Source organism: Polaromonas sp. P1_F1 (genome assembly GCF_056405795.1).
The window spans coordinates 134,152-149,828 of sequence record NZ_JBFUBJ010000009.1 but is presented as its reverse complement, the minus strand read 5'-3'; the positions used below and the strand labels follow the sequence as shown (position 1 = coordinate 149,828).

13 protein-coding genes are annotated in these 15,677 nt (G+C 63.9%); 5 read left to right on the top strand and 8 right to left on the bottom strand.

Annotation, left to right across the window (positions count from 1 at the left end):
* Positions 1–1,488 (bottom strand): MFS transporter, encoded by a 1,488-nt coding sequence (locus tag AC1DZE_RS20605; RefSeq protein WP_477700493.1) that lies wholly within the window; start codon positions 1,486–1,488, stop codon positions 1–3.
* A 17-nt stretch (positions 1,489–1,505) separates the two neighbouring features.
* The gene (locus tag AC1DZE_RS20600; protein ID WP_411881369.1) at positions 1,506–1,697 is read right to left on the bottom strand and encodes a 4-oxalocrotonate tautomerase; all 192 of its coding nucleotides are present in this window, start codon (positions 1,695–1,697) and stop codon (positions 1,506–1,508) included.
* A gap of 276 nt (positions 1,698–1,973) precedes the next feature.
* Here AC1DZE_RS20600 and AC1DZE_RS20595 point away from each other — a divergent pair, with 276 nt between their 5' ends.
* Positions 1,974–3,362 carry a zinc-binding metallopeptidase family protein gene (locus AC1DZE_RS20595; protein WP_477700492.1) on the top strand — a complete coding sequence of 463 codons (1,389 nt, stop codon included), beginning with the start codon at positions 1,974–1,976 and terminating at the stop codon, positions 3,360–3,362.
* Positions 3,363–3,495: 133 nt separating this feature from the next.
* Positions 3,496–3,831, top strand: a complete 336-nt coding sequence (locus AC1DZE_RS20590) for a hypothetical protein (protein WP_457282321.1) — start codon at positions 3,496–3,498, stop codon at positions 3,829–3,831.
* A gap of 21 nt (positions 3,832–3,852) precedes the next feature.
* Here the strand turns inward: AC1DZE_RS20590 and AC1DZE_RS20585 are convergent, their stop codons facing one another.
* From AC1DZE_RS20585 to AC1DZE_RS20560, 6 genes are all read right to left on the bottom strand, one after another.
* Entirely contained in the window at positions 3,853–4,131 is a 279-nt protein-coding gene (locus tag AC1DZE_RS20585) for a hypothetical protein (RefSeq protein ID WP_477673334.1), read from the bottom strand.
* Between the two features lie 29 nt (positions 4,132–4,160).
* Positions 4,161–4,598 carry an OsmC family protein gene (locus AC1DZE_RS20580; RefSeq protein WP_477673335.1) on the bottom strand — a complete coding sequence of 146 codons (438 nt, stop codon included), beginning with the start codon at positions 4,596–4,598 and terminating at the stop codon, positions 4,161–4,163.
* Positions 4,599–4,770: 172 nt separating this feature from the next.
* Positions 4,771–5,589 (bottom strand): fused MFS/spermidine synthase, encoded by an 819-nt coding sequence (locus AC1DZE_RS20575; protein WP_477673336.1) that lies wholly within the window; start codon positions 5,587–5,589, stop codon positions 4,771–4,773.
* Between the two features lie 75 nt (positions 5,590–5,664).
* Complete coding sequence (locus tag AC1DZE_RS20570) at positions 5,665–8,199, bottom strand: DUF1631 family protein (RefSeq protein WP_477673337.1); 2,535 nt, start codon at positions 8,197–8,199, stop codon at positions 5,665–5,667.
* A 495-nt stretch (positions 8,200–8,694) separates the two neighbouring features.
* A complete protein-coding gene (locus tag AC1DZE_RS20565) occupies positions 8,695–10,923 on the bottom strand; it encodes a malate synthase G (protein WP_477700491.1) in 2,229 nt (742 codons plus the stop codon).
* A 73-nt stretch (positions 10,924–10,996) separates the two neighbouring features.
* Complete coding sequence (locus AC1DZE_RS20560; RefSeq protein WP_477672536.1) at positions 10,997–11,704, bottom strand: haloacid dehalogenase type II; 708 nt, start codon at positions 11,702–11,704, stop codon at positions 10,997–10,999.
* Positions 11,705–11,956: 252 nt separating this feature from the next.
* Between AC1DZE_RS20560 and atzF the strand changes: the two genes are divergently transcribed.
* The 3 genes from atzF (at position 11,957) to AC1DZE_RS20545 (ending at position 15,578) form a co-directional block, all read left to right on the top strand.
* Entirely contained in the window at positions 11,957–13,651 is a 1,695-nt protein-coding gene (gene atzF / locus AC1DZE_RS20555) for an allophanate hydrolase (protein ID WP_477672535.1), read from the top strand.
* Between the two features lie 65 nt (positions 13,652–13,716).
* Positions 13,717–14,736 (top strand): ABC transporter substrate-binding protein, encoded by a 1,020-nt coding sequence (locus tag AC1DZE_RS20550; protein WP_477700490.1) that lies wholly within the window; start codon positions 13,717–13,719, stop codon positions 14,734–14,736.
* Between the two features lie 5 nt (positions 14,737–14,741).
* Positions 14,742–15,578, top strand: coding sequence for an ABC transporter permease (locus tag AC1DZE_RS20545; RefSeq protein ID WP_477672533.1), 837 nt, complete (start codon positions 14,742–14,744; stop codon positions 15,576–15,578).
* Positions 15,579–15,677 lie beyond the last annotated feature (99 nt).

Genomic DNA, 15,677 nt, shown 5'->3' with positions numbered 1-15,677 from the left:
TCAGTCCGCTTCCTGCTTGTTATTCGGTAAGTTGTCAGGCTGGGCGGGAGCCGGCACGCGAAGCTGCCATGCGGCCACCACGGCCAGTATGCAAAGGGCGGCCAGCATCAGGAAGGCTTCATTGAAAGCAGCCAGCCGCGCCGGGCTGCTGGTGGCGTTGGCCAGCGAATCGCCATGGGCCGCAAGCCGCCACTCCAGCACGATGCCGCACAGGCTCACACCGATCGCGCCGCCCAGCATGCGCAGGAAGTTGATGGCACTTGCGCCCTGCGATAACAGATGCTCATGCAGGGGCCGGAGCGACCCGAGGTTGAGCGAAGGCAGGATAAAACCCAGCCCGATACGCCCCAGCGTGGCCCACATCACCAGCATCCAGAGCCCCGAAGCCAGGTTCACCGTGAGCATCAATGCAAACGAGGCTGCCAGCAAAGCCAGCCCCGTGCTGACCAGCAGCCAGGTCGGGTGTTTGTCCGCCAGCCGGCCTACGCCCGCAATCGTGGCGGCCAACACCAGGCCCGCGGGCAGCAGGATGGTGCCGACGTGCGAGGCCGAGAGATTCAAGCCCAGTTGCAGGTACACCGGCAGCAGGTAGGTGGAGCCAAACAGCGCGGTGCCGTATATGAAAGCGACGATGCTGCCCATGGCAAAAGGCCGGTAGCCAAAGAGCGCCAGGTTCATCAGCGGTGCACCGCCCGAAGCCGCCAGGCGGCGTTGCCACCAGATGAATGCGGCCAGCGCCGCCAGCGCGGCGCCCAGCAATACAAAGGCATGCGCGCGCCCGGCGCCGTGCAGCTCGACCATGCCGTTGAGCAGGCACAGCGTGCCCACCGCGCCCAGCAACAGGCCGCGCCAGTCGATCATCGCGCCGTTGCGGTTGGGCTCCACGCCGCCCGGCGCGGTGTCGGGCACGTAGCGGTAGGCCATCCACAGCGACACCAGGCACAGCGGCACCACCATGAAGAAAATGGAGCGCCAGCCAAACAGGTCGACCAGCACACCGCCCACGCTGGGGCCCAGCGCCGGCGCCAGCACCACGCCCATGCCGAAGAGGCCGCTGGCGCGCCCCTGCTCGTGTGGCCCGAAGGCCCGCATGATGATGATCGCGGGAATCGGCTGCACCACACCGGCCGCCAGGCCCTCGGCCACGCGCGAACCCAGCACCAGCCCAAAGCTGTTGGCCAGACCGCCCACAATGCCGCCGGCCATCAGCAGCACCATGGTGCCCACATAGGTGCGGCGATAGCCGTAGCGCGAAAGCAGCCAGGGCGTGGTCAGCATGGAGACCGTCATGGCCACCATAAAGCCCGAACTCACCCACTGCGCGCGCTCCTGCCCCAGCGTGAAGTAGTGGCTCATGTCGGGAATCGCCACGTTCACGATGGTCGACGACATGATGGAAGCCATCGTGCCGATCATGACGGACAGCAGCAGCAACCACCGGTAACGCGGACCGTGGCGCGCCTGCAGGCCGGCAAGGGATGCGGGCATGGCCCGGGTGTCCGTCGTCAGTCTCTCGGCTCGGACCAGAGCTTACCGCCGGTCGCCCAGTTTTCGCGCTTGATGTCGGTGATCAGAATGTCCACCGAGTCGGGCTGGCCGCCGAGAATTTCGACGCTTACACGGGTAATGGCCTCGACGAGCTTTTTCTTCTGCTCGATGGTCCGGCCTTCCATCATTTCGACGTGGTAAGTGGGCATGGTGTCCTCTGGGGTGTTGTGGTTGATACGGGTTGAACACAGGGTTTTACGGGTGTCCGGTCAACTGGCCCGCAAACATGTCTGATACCCGATGATAAAAGCAAGAGGCCGGCCTTGTTTTGTCGGCCTCCACTGACAGCATGACAGGTGTTGGCGCCGGGCGCCGGAGGCTTCGCCGGGGCTATCCTGTACCCTTGGGTTCTCCTGCCGGGTGACCTCCTGCAGGTGCGTTGCGCTTTCGGCCTTGCAGGCCCACCATTCATTCGGGCAAGCCACTTGTTTTTCACCACGCCATCGCGATCCACCGACCAACCCCTGCCTTTGCTGGCCGGGCGCAACTACCGTTGCCATTGCGGACAGCCCGTCTTTTTTCGCAACAGCAAATGCCTGGCCTGCGGCACGCCGCTGGGTTATGACTGCGAGCGCGGCCTGCTGCTGCCGTTGATGCCTGGGCCGCAAGAGGGCACCTGGCAGGAATGGCAGGCCGGCGGCGCACCGGCCGGCGCGCCTCCCGACGATGTGCAGCCGCCTTCGCTCGAAGAAATTCCTGGCCAGGAATCTGCACCCGGCGCTGCGCCTGCCGCACCCGTTGAGGAAGCCGAGGCGACGCAGGCACCGCCCGCCCAGCCTGCCGAAAATGGCGAACCTCTTTACAGGCGATGCCTCAATCTCTCAACCCCAGCCTCCTGCAACTGGCTGGTGCCGGTGGAAGACCCCGCAGACATGTGCCGGGCCTGCCGCCTCAACCGCACCATTCCGGACCTGACGGACCCAGCCCTGCCCGACAACGGTTACCTGTGGGGGCTGGTCGAGCTGGCCAAGCGCCGGCTGGTGTCCGCACTGATCCTGCTCGGGCTGCCGGTGGCGTCCCGCATGAGTGAGGACACCGAGCGCGGCCTGATGTTCGACTTCCTGCGTTCGCCGGTGAACGGCCCGCACATCATGACGGGCCACAACACCGGCCTCATCACGCTCAACGTGGACGAGGCCGACGACGCCAAGCGCGAGGCGGTGCGCAAGGCCATGCGCGAACCCTATCGCACGCTGCTTGGGCATTTCCGCCATGAAGTGGGTCACTACTACTGGGACCGCCTGCTCGCCGGCACTGCCTGGATGGACGGCTTTCACGCACTCTTCGGCGACGAAACCCTGGACTACAAGGCCAGCCTGCAGCGCAACTACGACGAAGGCCCGCCCGCGGACTGGCCGCTGCATTACGTGAGCGCGTACGCCAGTACTCACCCCTGGGAGGACTGGGCCGAGTGCTGGGCGCATTACCTGCACATGCGCGATGCGATCGACACCGCTTTAAGTTTCGGCCTGAGCGTCGATCACTTCGACCTGGAGTTCACGCCGTTCACGATAGATGCGCTGTACCAACCGGATCACCCGGAGGCCGAACAGTTCCTCACCTTCCTGAACCACTGGACGCGGCTGACCACCATGCTCAACGAGATGTCGCGCAGCATGGGCCAGCCCGATTTCTATCCCTTCATCCTGCCGACGGAGGCGGTCGCGAAGCTGCACTTCATTCACCTGGTGGTGTCGTCGGGCAGCTGGCTGCAGGAGCAGGCCCCGGATAAGACACAGACGCAGACCCAGAGTCCAACCGAGGAAGAAGAAGAAAATGGAGAAATGAAGGAATCGCAGCAGCAGCAAGGCTAGCGCGTGATTTTCAGGTAGAAAGAAGTTGCAGACCAATAAGGATGGGCGCAAGCAGCTATTTTTTTGATAGCACCTGAATGGATCGCGATGCGTTAAAGTCGGCACAACGCACACCCTTCACGACCGCCCATTCATGCCCACCCGACCCAGAGGCCATCACTACAGCGTCTATGTGATCGAGCTTGGGCCCGAGGTGTGGAACGTGGCACGCTTTCGCCGCGCCAATCCGGACTACCAGCTGGGCAAGCCTTTTGTGTATGTGGGTATGACCGGGCTGGACCCGGATGTGCGTTTTGACAAACACAAGGCCGGCATTCAGTCCAACCGTTTCGCCCGTGATTTCGGCGTGCGGCTTTTACCCAAGCTGTACGAGATGTACAACCCCATGCCCTACGACGCCGCGCGCGACATGGAAGTCGAACTGGGTATTGCCCTGCGCGAAGCAGGTTACGGTGTATGGCAAGCCTGAGCGGGGCCGCACCGGAGCCGGCTATTCAAGTGCGCTCACGGCCACGCCGTGCTGCTTCGAAAACGCCTGGAGTGTTGCGGCGACCTGGGGATCCTGCACGGTGGTCGTCAATTCAATGATCTTGTTGCCGTCACCCTTGTGGCTGTCGCTCACCGTCACGGTGGCCGAAGGATCATCGGCGGCAAACAGCTTCTGCAGCGAAGGGCCCAGCGACCCCATCAGGCCGTCGCGCTCATCCTGAGCAGCACCTGACTGCGCAGCATACTGAACCTCAAAAGAAAAATTTGTCCTGGGATTCATATCGGGTGTCCTTCTGGGTGCCGGAAAAGCTACCGGCGTAATGTGGCCGCGAGGGTGATTTCGGGAACGCTGGCCAGGGCCCTGGAGAGCGGGCAGGCCTTTTTGGCGCCTTCGGCGAGTTCCTGGAATTTCGCTTCGTCGATATCCGGAATCACGGCCTCCAGGGTCAGCGCAATGCGGTCGATGAGGAAGCCATCGCCCTGGGGCACCAGGCGGACCCTGGCGCGGGTGTCCACCGAGCTGGTGCCGAACCCGGCCTTGTCGCAGGCAAAAGAAAACGCCATGGTGAAACAGGCTGCATGCGCGGCGCCCAGCAACTCTTCAGGATTGGTGCCGCTGCGGTCGTCCTCAAAGCGGCTGCCAAAGCCGTAGGGATACGCCTTGAGTGCAGCGGTGTCGGTGCTGATCTGGCCCTGGCCCTTTTTGCCTCGGCCTTCCCAGTGAACGGATGCGGTTTTTTCGGTCATGGGGTTCTCCAGGTTTGTGCGCGTGCAGGGTATATCCGTGCAGGGCAGTGAAATGAAATGTTGAACGTTCCAGCGTGCCCGCCTTTTTTGTGGCTGGCCGTCGGACAGCGCCGCACGTCGGGGTAAGGCCTTCCCGCCGTGGCCGGAGCTGGTGTGAGCCGGGATGCACCGGTCAGGCGTCGTCTGCGCCCGGGTCTTTCATGTGCCATGTGATCCGCCCAAACTCGGCCCTGAGCTGGGCCCGGCCCTCGTCGTCTGCCAGTGCGGAAAGAGCTTGTGCCACCGAGAGCTTGCGTGCAGAAACGGGCTTCCCGCGGTAGGCAAACACGATGCTGTTGGTTTTTTCCTGGGCAAGAATTTCCACGGAATTGCCGTCGAAACTGCGCGCAATGCGGCCCGCCAGCAGCGGATAGTCCGGGTCATCGTAGTGCAGGTTCACCACCAGTACGCCGCCCGGCGACAGCGCGGCAAAACAGTCGTCATAAAAGCGCTGCGAACAGAGGGCCGGCGGTTGCCCCTGGTGGTCAAACCCGTCGATCAGCAGCACGTCGAACCGGGAGGTACCGGCCTGCAGAAAATCGGCCCCGTCAGCGGCGATGACGCGGAACCGCGCATCATCGTCGGGCACGCGGAATTCGCGCCGCAGCGCCACCACCTGAGGGTTGATCTCCAGCACAGTCATCTGACTGGACGGCAGCTGCCGGTGGCAGAACTTGGCCAGGGAGCCGCCCCCGAGGCCGATCATTCCGATGTGCAGGGGCGCGGGCCGAAAGAGCAGGAAACCCATCATCGTCAGCGTGTAGTCCACTTCCAGGCGCCAGGGGCTGTGCATCAGCATGCGGCTTTGCAGTTCACCCATCGTGAAGTGAAGCGACCGGATGTTTCCGTCGTCATGCACAAACGGCTGGGCATGCGCTGGGGGCGGCAGTTCAGCCGGGCCCGCGGGTACAGGATCGGCAGGAAGTTGCGTGAGGTCGGGCCAGGAGGTCATGGGATTTAAGCTGTGCGGGATGGTTCCACCATCAAGCCGGCGGCGGCAGGTTTGCCGCCCCGTTCGGGACCCGCCTCAGACCGGCTGGGATTCGGGCTGCGTCGTGGTGGCGACTTCCGAAGCGACCGCGTCCAGGGCCTGCGCCACCACACCCTGGCTGTCGACCGGCCTGAGCAGGCGTTCGCGGATCAGCCGTTCGCAGCTGCGCTTGGTCATCGAGTGGGGCTGGCCGCCGTGGCTCACGAACATGAACAGCGTGCCCTTGGTGCTGGCCCAGATCAGCTGGGCTCGCAGCCAGCGGCGCCTGGAGTACATATCCACCCAGTGGCCGGAGCGCAGGCTGAGCAACAGGCGCTCGGCTTCGCTTTGGGCCATGGCCGGTACTGCATTTGCGGAGGCTGCCGCCGCGGCAAGGTATTCCGGATGGCTGGAGTCGGGCTCATTTGCCGCTTGCATGGGTTCTATCGGCGGCGGTTCGTCTTCCTCGATCGGAGCAAGTTCTCCAGGCACGGTCGGCAGGGTGTCTTCAAACCCTGCGGCGTCCAGATCGTCGCGCGCAAGCCAGGGGTGCGCGGCGGCCTTGGCAAGGCGCTGTTCAGGCGTGGCCGAATCTTCTTCGGGCTCCAGCGGTACGGCGCCCGATTCTTCGGCGTCACGCCGGCTTTTCAGGCGGCGCAGTTTGAGCACGGGCCGGTGCAGCATCATCAGGCCTTCGAAGAAAGGCTCGCTTTCGCGCGGGTCCTGCCCCAGCAGCTCCAGCCCCTCATGCAGCTTGCCCAAAAGGCTGGGAATCATCTCAATCAGTTTGGCCGGGCGTTTCAGGGTGACTTCCCGCTTGACGCTCCAGAGCAGGTCAGGCACCACCGAACCGAAGCCCATCGGATCAACCTGGTTGCGTGTATCGGAGAGTCTGGCGTGCGCCATGGCCAGCGCCCAGGGGCCGAACAGGAAGTCCAGCACCAGGCCAGGCACCTTGTCCAGGTCCGAGCGCGTGCTCAGCTCAAAGGCGATCTGGTCCGCCTGCGTCTGGCGCTCTTCGGCGAAACGCAGGGCCTGCAGCACGTTGTTGCGGTTTTCCGCTTCGAGCTGGTCTTGCTCGTCCCAGCCGTATTCGAGTTCGGCCAGTGCCATCGCGAAAGGCTGGGCATCTTCGATCGTCAGGCTGTTCAGCCCGTTGAAAGCGCGCGTGACCGGCTCAAAAAACGCCAGGAACTCAGGGCTGAATTCGTCGTTGTACTTGAAGCTGCGTTGCGCCACGCGCTCCATGACGCGGCGCCCGGCGTGGCCTTCGTCGCTGAAAAAGCGCGGGTCCACCATGGCCAGACGCAGCAGCGCAGGCTCCAGCGCCACGATGGCTTCCCGCACCGGCACCAGCAGGCGCGGGTCTTGCGCGACCTGTTTGACCAGCTTGCGCACCACTTCCAGGCCCAGCACCTGACCGACCTGCTTGGCCTCTTTCTTCAGCTGGGTCCGGACGATGGCGCGCTCGCGGGGCCGGGCGTACGAGCCCCAAACCTGCGGGCTGAGCTGGCTGCGCTCATCGACCATCCGCTGCGGACGGTCTACCGCCGGCAGGTTTTGGTATTCATGTGAGGGCGCGGCTTGCGACTCAGCCAACGGCGCGCCGGAAGAGTCGGGCGCTTCCTGCAGGGCGACCAGCTCTTCCTCGACCGTTTCGTAATAGGACGGCGCCAGCCCGTGATGGGCGTTGCTGCCGCCATGGAACAGGAAATCCTGGAACAACTCATCCCGGATCTCATAGTTGGAGAGGTCGGCATATTGCGGGGGCGGCTGGTGGCGGCCGGATTCGACGGAGCCCCCACCGTTTCCGCCCTCACCGCCTCCGGTACCGGCGCCCGACCCGGAACCTGCGCCGCCGGTACCCCTGGCCCTGCTGGGGGCTGCACTCGCAGGGGTCTGCAATACGCGGTAGCTGGCGCCCTGTACGTTGGCAAGTTCCAGCTGGTTAACCAGGCGTTCGTAGACCTGCCCGAGTTCGCGCCCCAGAGGCTCGGCAAGATACCTGAGCCACAGCGAAACGATGGCCGGGCCCGCATTGCTTGCGGTGATCATTTCGCGCAGGGTCTGCGCAAACACTTCAGGGCGCAGCGGATTGAGCTCCGGGCGCACATTCGGCAGCCCCTGCACTGTGCTGATCAGTTTGTTGAGTTCGGCGAGGACGTGGTCGACCGCCGGCAGCACCAGCTGGAGCAGCCGTGACGATTCAATGGCCTGGGACACATCGTCGTCGTCGACGAGGGCGAAGCTGGCATAAGACAGGGCGGCGAAGGTGCTGGATGCGGCTGCGGCTGAAGCAGCGAGCTGGTCTGGAGATGCTGCCGGCGCGCGCACCGCCTGCACCGCAACAGCCACATTCGCCTTGAAATGCACCAGCAGGTCTGCCGGGTATTGCACGACCCAGACGGGCTTGTTTTGTTGAAGTCCCCGCCAGGCCGCCGCGAGTTCGTCGCGCTCGGCCACTTTTGGGCTTTGTGACTCGGCAATCTGCAGCCCCGCCACGGCGTCATCAATGCACCGTTCCAGCGCAGGCCGGGCTGCTTTGGCAGCCGCCTGAAGACAGGATTGAAGGACGTCAGGTTGCGAAGCCATCGAGGAGTTCGGGAAAATTGGTATTAATCACATTTGCCGGCCGGCTTGCAACCGATCTGTGGCCGGAGAGGGGGGAGACGCTAGCGTAAGGGCCAACCGCGATTTCATTGAAGTACTTGCAAAGTGTTTCACTTGGTTTCCAACGCATACATATGAATTACAGGGTTTTTGTCACGGAACGGTCCGTAACCAGCCTTTAAATCCCGCGAATGGCGATGAGCGGCCGGTTTTGCAAGATCGGCGGCCCTTTTGTAAAGGTCAGTTTGGCGCAACACCTCCGCAAGCTCAGGGGTTATCAACGCCTGACCGGCTGTCATTCGCCATGGGGGCGCACCGGCGCCAGCGGGCCGAACCCGGATTTTCAAGAGTATTTGGCCTGCAGGCCAATAACAGCTTGCGCCAACAGCTATCAATTCAGTAGCAAGTTGACTCTGTCAGGCACAGGCTGCAGCAGGCGCAAGCCCCCGTCCGCACCCCTGCCGCAGACTTAACGGCTCACAAGCCGGCTTTTACCTTCAGCCGCCAGGCGTGCAGCAGCGGCTCGGTGTAGCCACTGGGTTGCTCCAGGCCCTTGAAGACCAGGTCGCACGCAGCCTTGTAGGCCGCCGACGTCTCGAAGTTGCCCGCCATCTTTTTGTAGAGGGGATCGCCGGCGTTCTGGCCGTCGACCACGGCGGCCATGCGCTCGAAGGTTTCCTTGACCTGCGCTTTCGTGACCACGCCGTGCAGCAGCCAGTTGGCGATGTGCTGACTGGAAATGCGCAGCGTGGCGCGGTCTTCCATCAGGCCAACGTTGTGGATGTCGGGCACCTTGGAGCAACCCACACCCTGGTCGATCCAGCGGACCACATAGCCGAGGATGCCCTGGGCGTTGTTGTCCAGCTCCTGCTGCTTCTCGGCGGGCGTCCATTGGGCATCGGGCGAGACCGGCACCAGCAGCAGCTCGGGCAGCAGGCGGGCGATTTCGGACTTCAGGTCGACCTTCTTCTCGATGTCTTTTTGCACCGCCGCCACGTTGACCTGGTGGTAGTGCAGCGCATGCAGCGTGGCAGCCGTGGGCGAGGGAACCCAGGCGGTGTTGGCGCCGGCCTGCGGGTGCGAGATTTTGGCCTTGAGCATGTCGGCCATCAGGTCGGGCATGGCCCACATACCCTTGCCGATCTGGGCGCGGCCGCGCAGGCCGCAGGCCAGGCCGACCAGCACGTTGCTGCGCTCGTAGGCGCTGAGCCAGGGGCTGATTTTCATGTTGCCCTTGCGGATCATCGGGCCGGCCTGCATGGCCGTGTGCATTTCGTCGCCGGTGCGGTCCAGGAAGCCGGTGTTGATGAAAGCCACGCGGCTGGAAGCGGCAGCGATGCAGGCCTTGAGGTTGACGCTGGTGCGGCGCTCTTCGTCCATGATGCCGAGCTTGACCGTGCTGCCCGGCAGTCCCAGCATTTTTTCGACGCGGCTGAAGAGTTCAGCGGCAAATGCCACTTCAGCGGGGCCGTGCATCTTGGGCTTGACGATGTAGACCGAGCCCTTGCGCGAGTTCCTGATGCCGGGCTTGCCCTTGCGCTTGAGGTCGTGGATGGCGATCGTGGTCGTGATCACGGCGTCCAGGATGCCTTCCGGAATTTCCTTCGTGCTGCCATCCGCGGCGGTGTACAGCACGGCCGGGTTGGTCATCAGGTGGCCCACATTGCGCACGAACATCAGCGAACGGCCGTGCAGTACCACTGCTTTGCCCTTGGGGCCTTTCGGCGAGGTGTATTCACGGTCAGGGTTCAGGCCGCGGGTGAAGGTCTTGCCGTCCTTGGTCACGCTTTCGGTCAGTGTGCCCTGCAGGATGCCCAGCCAGTTGCGATAGGCCAGCACCTTGTCGTCGGCGTCCACCACGGCCACCGAGTCTTCCAGGTCCATGATGGTCGACAGCGCAGCCTCTATCACCAGGTCGCTCACGCCGGCTGGATCCGTCTTGCCGATGGGCGTGCCGCGGTCAATGCGGATGTCGATGTGCAGGCCGTTGTGCTGCAGCAGCACCGACGACGGCGCGGAGGCTTTGCCCTGGTAGCCGAGGAACTGGCTGGCGTCTTCCAGCGCCGTTGTCTTGCCGCCTTTCAGGGTAACGACGAGCTTGCCGCCCTTGACCGCATAGGCGATCGAATCGATGTGCGAGCCCTTTTTCAGCGGCGCGGTGCGGTCCAGCACATAACGCGCGTATTCGATCACCTTGGCGCCGCGCACGGGGTTGTAGCCTTTGCCTTTGGTGGCGCCGTCATCCTCGGAAAGGGCGTCGGTGCCGTAGAGCGCGTCATACAGGCTGCCCCAACGCGCATTGGCGGCATTGAGCGCATAGCGCGCGTTCAGGATGGGCACCACAAGTTGCGGGCCGGCCTGTCTGGCGAGTTCGGCGTCCACGTTGGCAGTGGTGATGGTGACCTTCTTCGGCGAAGGCACGAGGTAGCCGGTTTTTTCGAGGAAAGCGCGGTAAGCCTTCATGTCCGCGATGGGGCCGGGGTTGGCCTTGTGCCAGGCGTCCATTTCGGCCTGCAGGCGGTCGCGCTCTGCCAGCAGGGAGAGGTTCCTGGGCGCCAGATCGGCCACGATGGCGTCAAAGCCCTTCCAGAAAGCGCCGCTGGCCACACCGGTGCCAGGCAGCACCTCGTCTTCGATGAAGCGGTAAAGCCCGGTGGCGACCTGCAGGCGGTGGCTGGAGGTGCGTGCGTTGGTTGTTGTGTTCATGGTGCGGTCCCTTTTCTCAAAAGCATCAGAAGAATAAAAACTAAAAAACTAAAAATAAAACGTGTCTGCGAAATCAGTGCAGCGGCAGCGAGAGCACTTCACGCAGGCTGCTGCCGGTGTACAGGGGCTGCGTGCCCAGCTCTTCAAACGGCAGTTGGTAACGATTAACCCACAGCGTCTGGTAGCCATACCAGGTGGCCGCCAGCGCGTCCCAGCCGTTGCAGCTCACGAAGGCGATCTGTTTCGCCTCCAGTCCGGTGGCTTTCAGCCCGAGCGCATAGGCTTCGGGCGCGGTCTTGTATTTGCGGATGCTGTCCACGCTGATGATGTGGTCCAGCAGGCCTTCCAGCCCTGCCGACTTGACGGCCACATCCAGCATGGAGGGATCGCCGTTGGACAGGATGCCGGTGGTGATGCCACGCGCCTTCAGCGCCTGCAGCACCTCGCGGTTTTCCGGAAACGCCGACAGATGGCGGTACTGGTTCATGAGCTGCTCCTCACGGGCGGCATTCAAATCCAGCCCCAGGCGTTTGCACGCATAACGCAGGCCTGCGCGCGTGAGGTCCCAGAAGGGCCGGTAATGCGAGCCGCCACTGCTGATGGTCACCAGGCGCGTGTACTCAATCTGCTTGTCGCGCCACAGCACGCCCAGCGCTTCGCCTTTGCCCGGAAACAGTTGCTCCGCCAGCAAGCCCACGCTGTACACGTCAAACAGCGTGCCGTAGGCATCAAACAGCACGGCACGAAGCTTGGGCTGTGGGTTGGAGCGAGGCTTTTCCATAAGCCTCTACTGTATTTGATACATCGAGCGCGATTAATTACCCAAGAATCGCTTTATCCATGACATTCATGCGCCTAATTGGATGACAAGCAGACATCAAAGTACTTTTCGTCATCGGCAGTGCTCGGGACGGCTCTACGGATTGGCACAACTCTTGCATCTCATCTTGTACACAAGTATGGATGCTTTCAATTGGTGCACATCTCTTCATCGCCGAACTCTCCTCAATCGCTCGCTGCACCTGAGCAGGTGATGGCATCTGCAGGCACGGACGCCGGCAGGGCTCCCGAGGCCTGGATTACCAGGACATCGTCTTTCCCGACCGGCCGCGGCGGCGCGCTGGCCGGGCTCTCATTTGCGGCCAAAGACAACATTGATGTAGCGGGCCTGCCGACCACCGCGGCCTGCCCCGCTTTTGCCTACACGCCGACGGTGCACGCCGCCGTGGTGCAAAAGCTGCTCGATGCGGGTGCGCAACTGCTTGGCAAGACCAACATGGACCAGTTCGCCTGCGGCCTCAACGGCACACGCTCCCCCTACGGCGCCGTTCCCAACGCGATCAACCCGGCATATATATCAGGAGGGTCGAGTTCCGGCTCCGCCTACGTGGTGGCGACCGGGCAGGCGGATTTCGCGCTGGGCACCGACACGGCGGGTTCCGGGCGCGTGCCGGCGGGCCTGAACAACATCGTGGGCCTGAAACCCTCCAAAGGCCTTGTCAGCGCACGCGGCGTGGTGCCGGCCGCGCAGAGCGTGGACTGCGTCTCCATCTTCGCGCGCACCGTGGCCACGGCCGCCCGCGTGCTCGAAGCGGCCATGGGCTACGACCCGCTGGATCCCTACTCGCGCGTGCTGGCGATGGCCGACACCGCCTTGCCCGCAGGCTTTCGTTTCGGTGTGCCTTCAACACTGGGCTTCTGCGGCGACGCGCTGGCCGAACAGGCTTTTGGCGAAGCTGTCACCCGCATGAAGGCCCTGGGCGGCGTGCCGGTCTCCATCAACTTCGCGCCGCTGGCCGAGGCGGCCGCGCTGCTCTATGAAAGCGCGCTGGTGGCTGAACGCTACACCGCCGTGCGCGATTTTTTTGACGCGCATGAAGAAGCGGTGATCGAGCCGGTGCGCAGCATCATCGGCGCAGGCCGCCAATACAGCGCTGCCGACCTGTATGCAGCCCAAACAAAGTTACGCGCGCTGGGCCAGCAGGCGGGCGCAATGTGGCGTGACATTGATGTGCTGTTGCTGCCGACCGCGCCCACGCACTACACGCTGCAGGCCATGCAGCGCGACCCCGTCACGCTGAACCGCCACCTGGGCACCTACACCAACTTCGTCAACCTGCTGGACTACGCGGCCCTTTCCGTGCCCAGCAGCCTGCGTCCTGACGGCCTGCCTTTCGGCATCACGCTGGTGGGGCTGGCGGGCAGCGACTGGCAACTGGCTGAGTTGGGGCAGCGCTATCACCATGCCACTGGTTTGCCGCTGGGCGCATTGAACGAAGCGCTGCCCGCACCCGCAGCGTTGCCAGGCATCCAGCCGGCGGCCACGGTCAGGCTGGCCGTGGTGGGCGCTCATCTTTCGGGCATGCCGCTGAACAGCCAGCTGACCTCGCGCGGCGCCACGCTGGTGGGCCCGGCACGCACCGCGCCAGACTACCGCTTTTACGCCCTGCCGGGCACGGTGCCGCCCAAGCCGGGGCTGCTGCGTGTGGCGGCCAATGAAGGTGCAGGCATCGCGCTGGAAATCTGGGAAATGCCGGTGCAGCACTACGGCTCTTTCGTTGCGCTGATCCCCGCACCCCTGGGCATAGGCACGCTGGCGCTGGAGGGCGGCGGCAGCGTCCAGGGCTTCCTCTGCGAGGCGCATGCCCTGCAAGGTGCACAAGACATCACACACCTGGGCGGCTGGCGCGCTTACCTCGACTCACTGAAGCCAGCCGCGCAGGCCTGAAGCTTTTCATCACCCTTTACCAACCTGTTCATCCACCGTTTATCCATCACCAGCAGGAGCATTTCATGAAGCCCGTTCTCACACCGTCACCCGCCCCCCACGGCCCGGCACGCCGCTCGCTGCTCAAGGCCACGGCCGCCGGTGCCACCCTGGGTCTATTGGGTATGCCCGCCTTCCTGCATGCGCAGGGCGGTCCCAAGATACGCATCGGCTACTGGCCCATTGCCGCCGGCCTGCCGTTCTACTCAGCCATCGAGCTGGGCTACTTCAAAGAGGCCGGCCTTGACGTGGAGCCGCTCAAATTCGCCGGTGCGCAGCAGGTGATGGAGGCGGTGCTCTCGGGCCGCGCCGACGGCACCGCCAACGGCACCGGTTCGGCCAACATCGCCATCGGCGAGATCGCCCAGCCCGGCACCTTCAAGATCTTCTGCTCCAACCCCAGCAACGTGAAGAATGTGCTCGACGAGGTGATCGTGCCGGCGGCCAGTCCGGCCAAGGTGATGGCCGACCTCAAAGGCAAGCGCGTCGGCTCCGGCCCCGGAATCCAGAACGTGACGCTGGCCAAGACCGTGCTGGAGCGCGGCGGCGCTACAGGCGCGACCGTGGTCGAGCTGCCCATCGGCCAGCATGTGGCCGCGCTCGCCGCCGGCCAGATCGACGGTGCCTACACGCTGGAGCCCACCGGCACCATAGGCCGCATGAACGGCACGACGCGCGTGCTTGAAGCCGGCGTCATCGCGCGCTATGTGCTGGGTGACCCGATGGCACCGTGGTTCGGCGGCTCGGCGTCGCTGTCTTCGGACTTCATCAAGAAGAACCCCGATGCCGCGAAAAAATTCGTCGCCGCCTACGGCAAGGGAGTGGCCTACGTGCGAAGCAAGTCGGTCGAGGCGCGCCAGTACCTCAAGGGCTACACCGCCATTGAAGGCCCGCTCACCGGCGAGGTGCCGCTGGCCGCCTACACCATGTACAACGAGTTCACCCCGGCCGACGTGGCGCACTTCCAGAAATTCTTCGACCTGTTCTCCGAAAAAGGCATCTTCAGTTCGCGCCTCATCGTAGACACCATGCTCTACAAGGGTTGAACACCATGAGTACCACCTCTCTCGTGACGGCAACGCCCGCCAAACCCTGGACGCCTCCGGCCGCGCCGGCGGCCGTCGTGCAGCGCAAACCGGCGCTGGACAAGGCCCTGCCCTTCATCGGCCCGGTGGCGCTCTTCATCATCTGGGACCTGGCCGTGCGCCTGGGCTTCATCAAGGCCATCCTGCTGCCGCCACCGATCGACGCGCTGGGCGCACTGCTCAGCGGCCTGGCTGGCGGGCCGCTCCTCAAGGACTTTGCCGTCACCGTGTGGCGAACGGTCCAGGCTTTCATGATCGCCGCCGCGGTCGGCATGCCGCTGGGCGTGCTGCTGGGCAGCAATGAAAAAGCCTACCGCAGCGTGGAATTCCTGATCGACTTCTTCCGCTCCACGCCGTCCTCGGCGCTGATTCCGCTCTTCCTGATGATTTTCGGCGTGTCGGACATCAACAAGGTGGCGATTGCCGCCTTCGGCGCGCTGCTGATCGTGGTCTTCAACAGCGCCTACGGCGTGATCAACGCGCGCAAGCAGCGTGTCATGGCGGCCAAAGTCATGGGCGCCTCGCGCTGGCAAGTGTTCAAGGACGTGTTGATCTGGGAAAGCCTGCAGCCGAGCTTTGTCGGCCTGCGTTCGGCGGTGTCCATGGCACTCGTCATCGTGATCGTTGCCGAGATGTTCATAGGCGCCGACACCGGCCTGGGCAACCGCATCATCAACTCGCAGCAGGTCATGAATGTGAAGGACATGTACGCGTCCATCCTGGCGGCCGGTGCGCTGGGGTATGCGCTGAATATTTTGTTTCTCGTCGCCGAGCGCCGCATCGTGCATTGGAGTGGAAGATAAATGGCCCCCACGCTTTTCACTTCGTGTAATGCGCTTCCCCCCGAGGGGGCCGCTGCGCCTGCGGCCCGGCAAAGCCGGTTCCGCGGCCCCTGCTTGAAG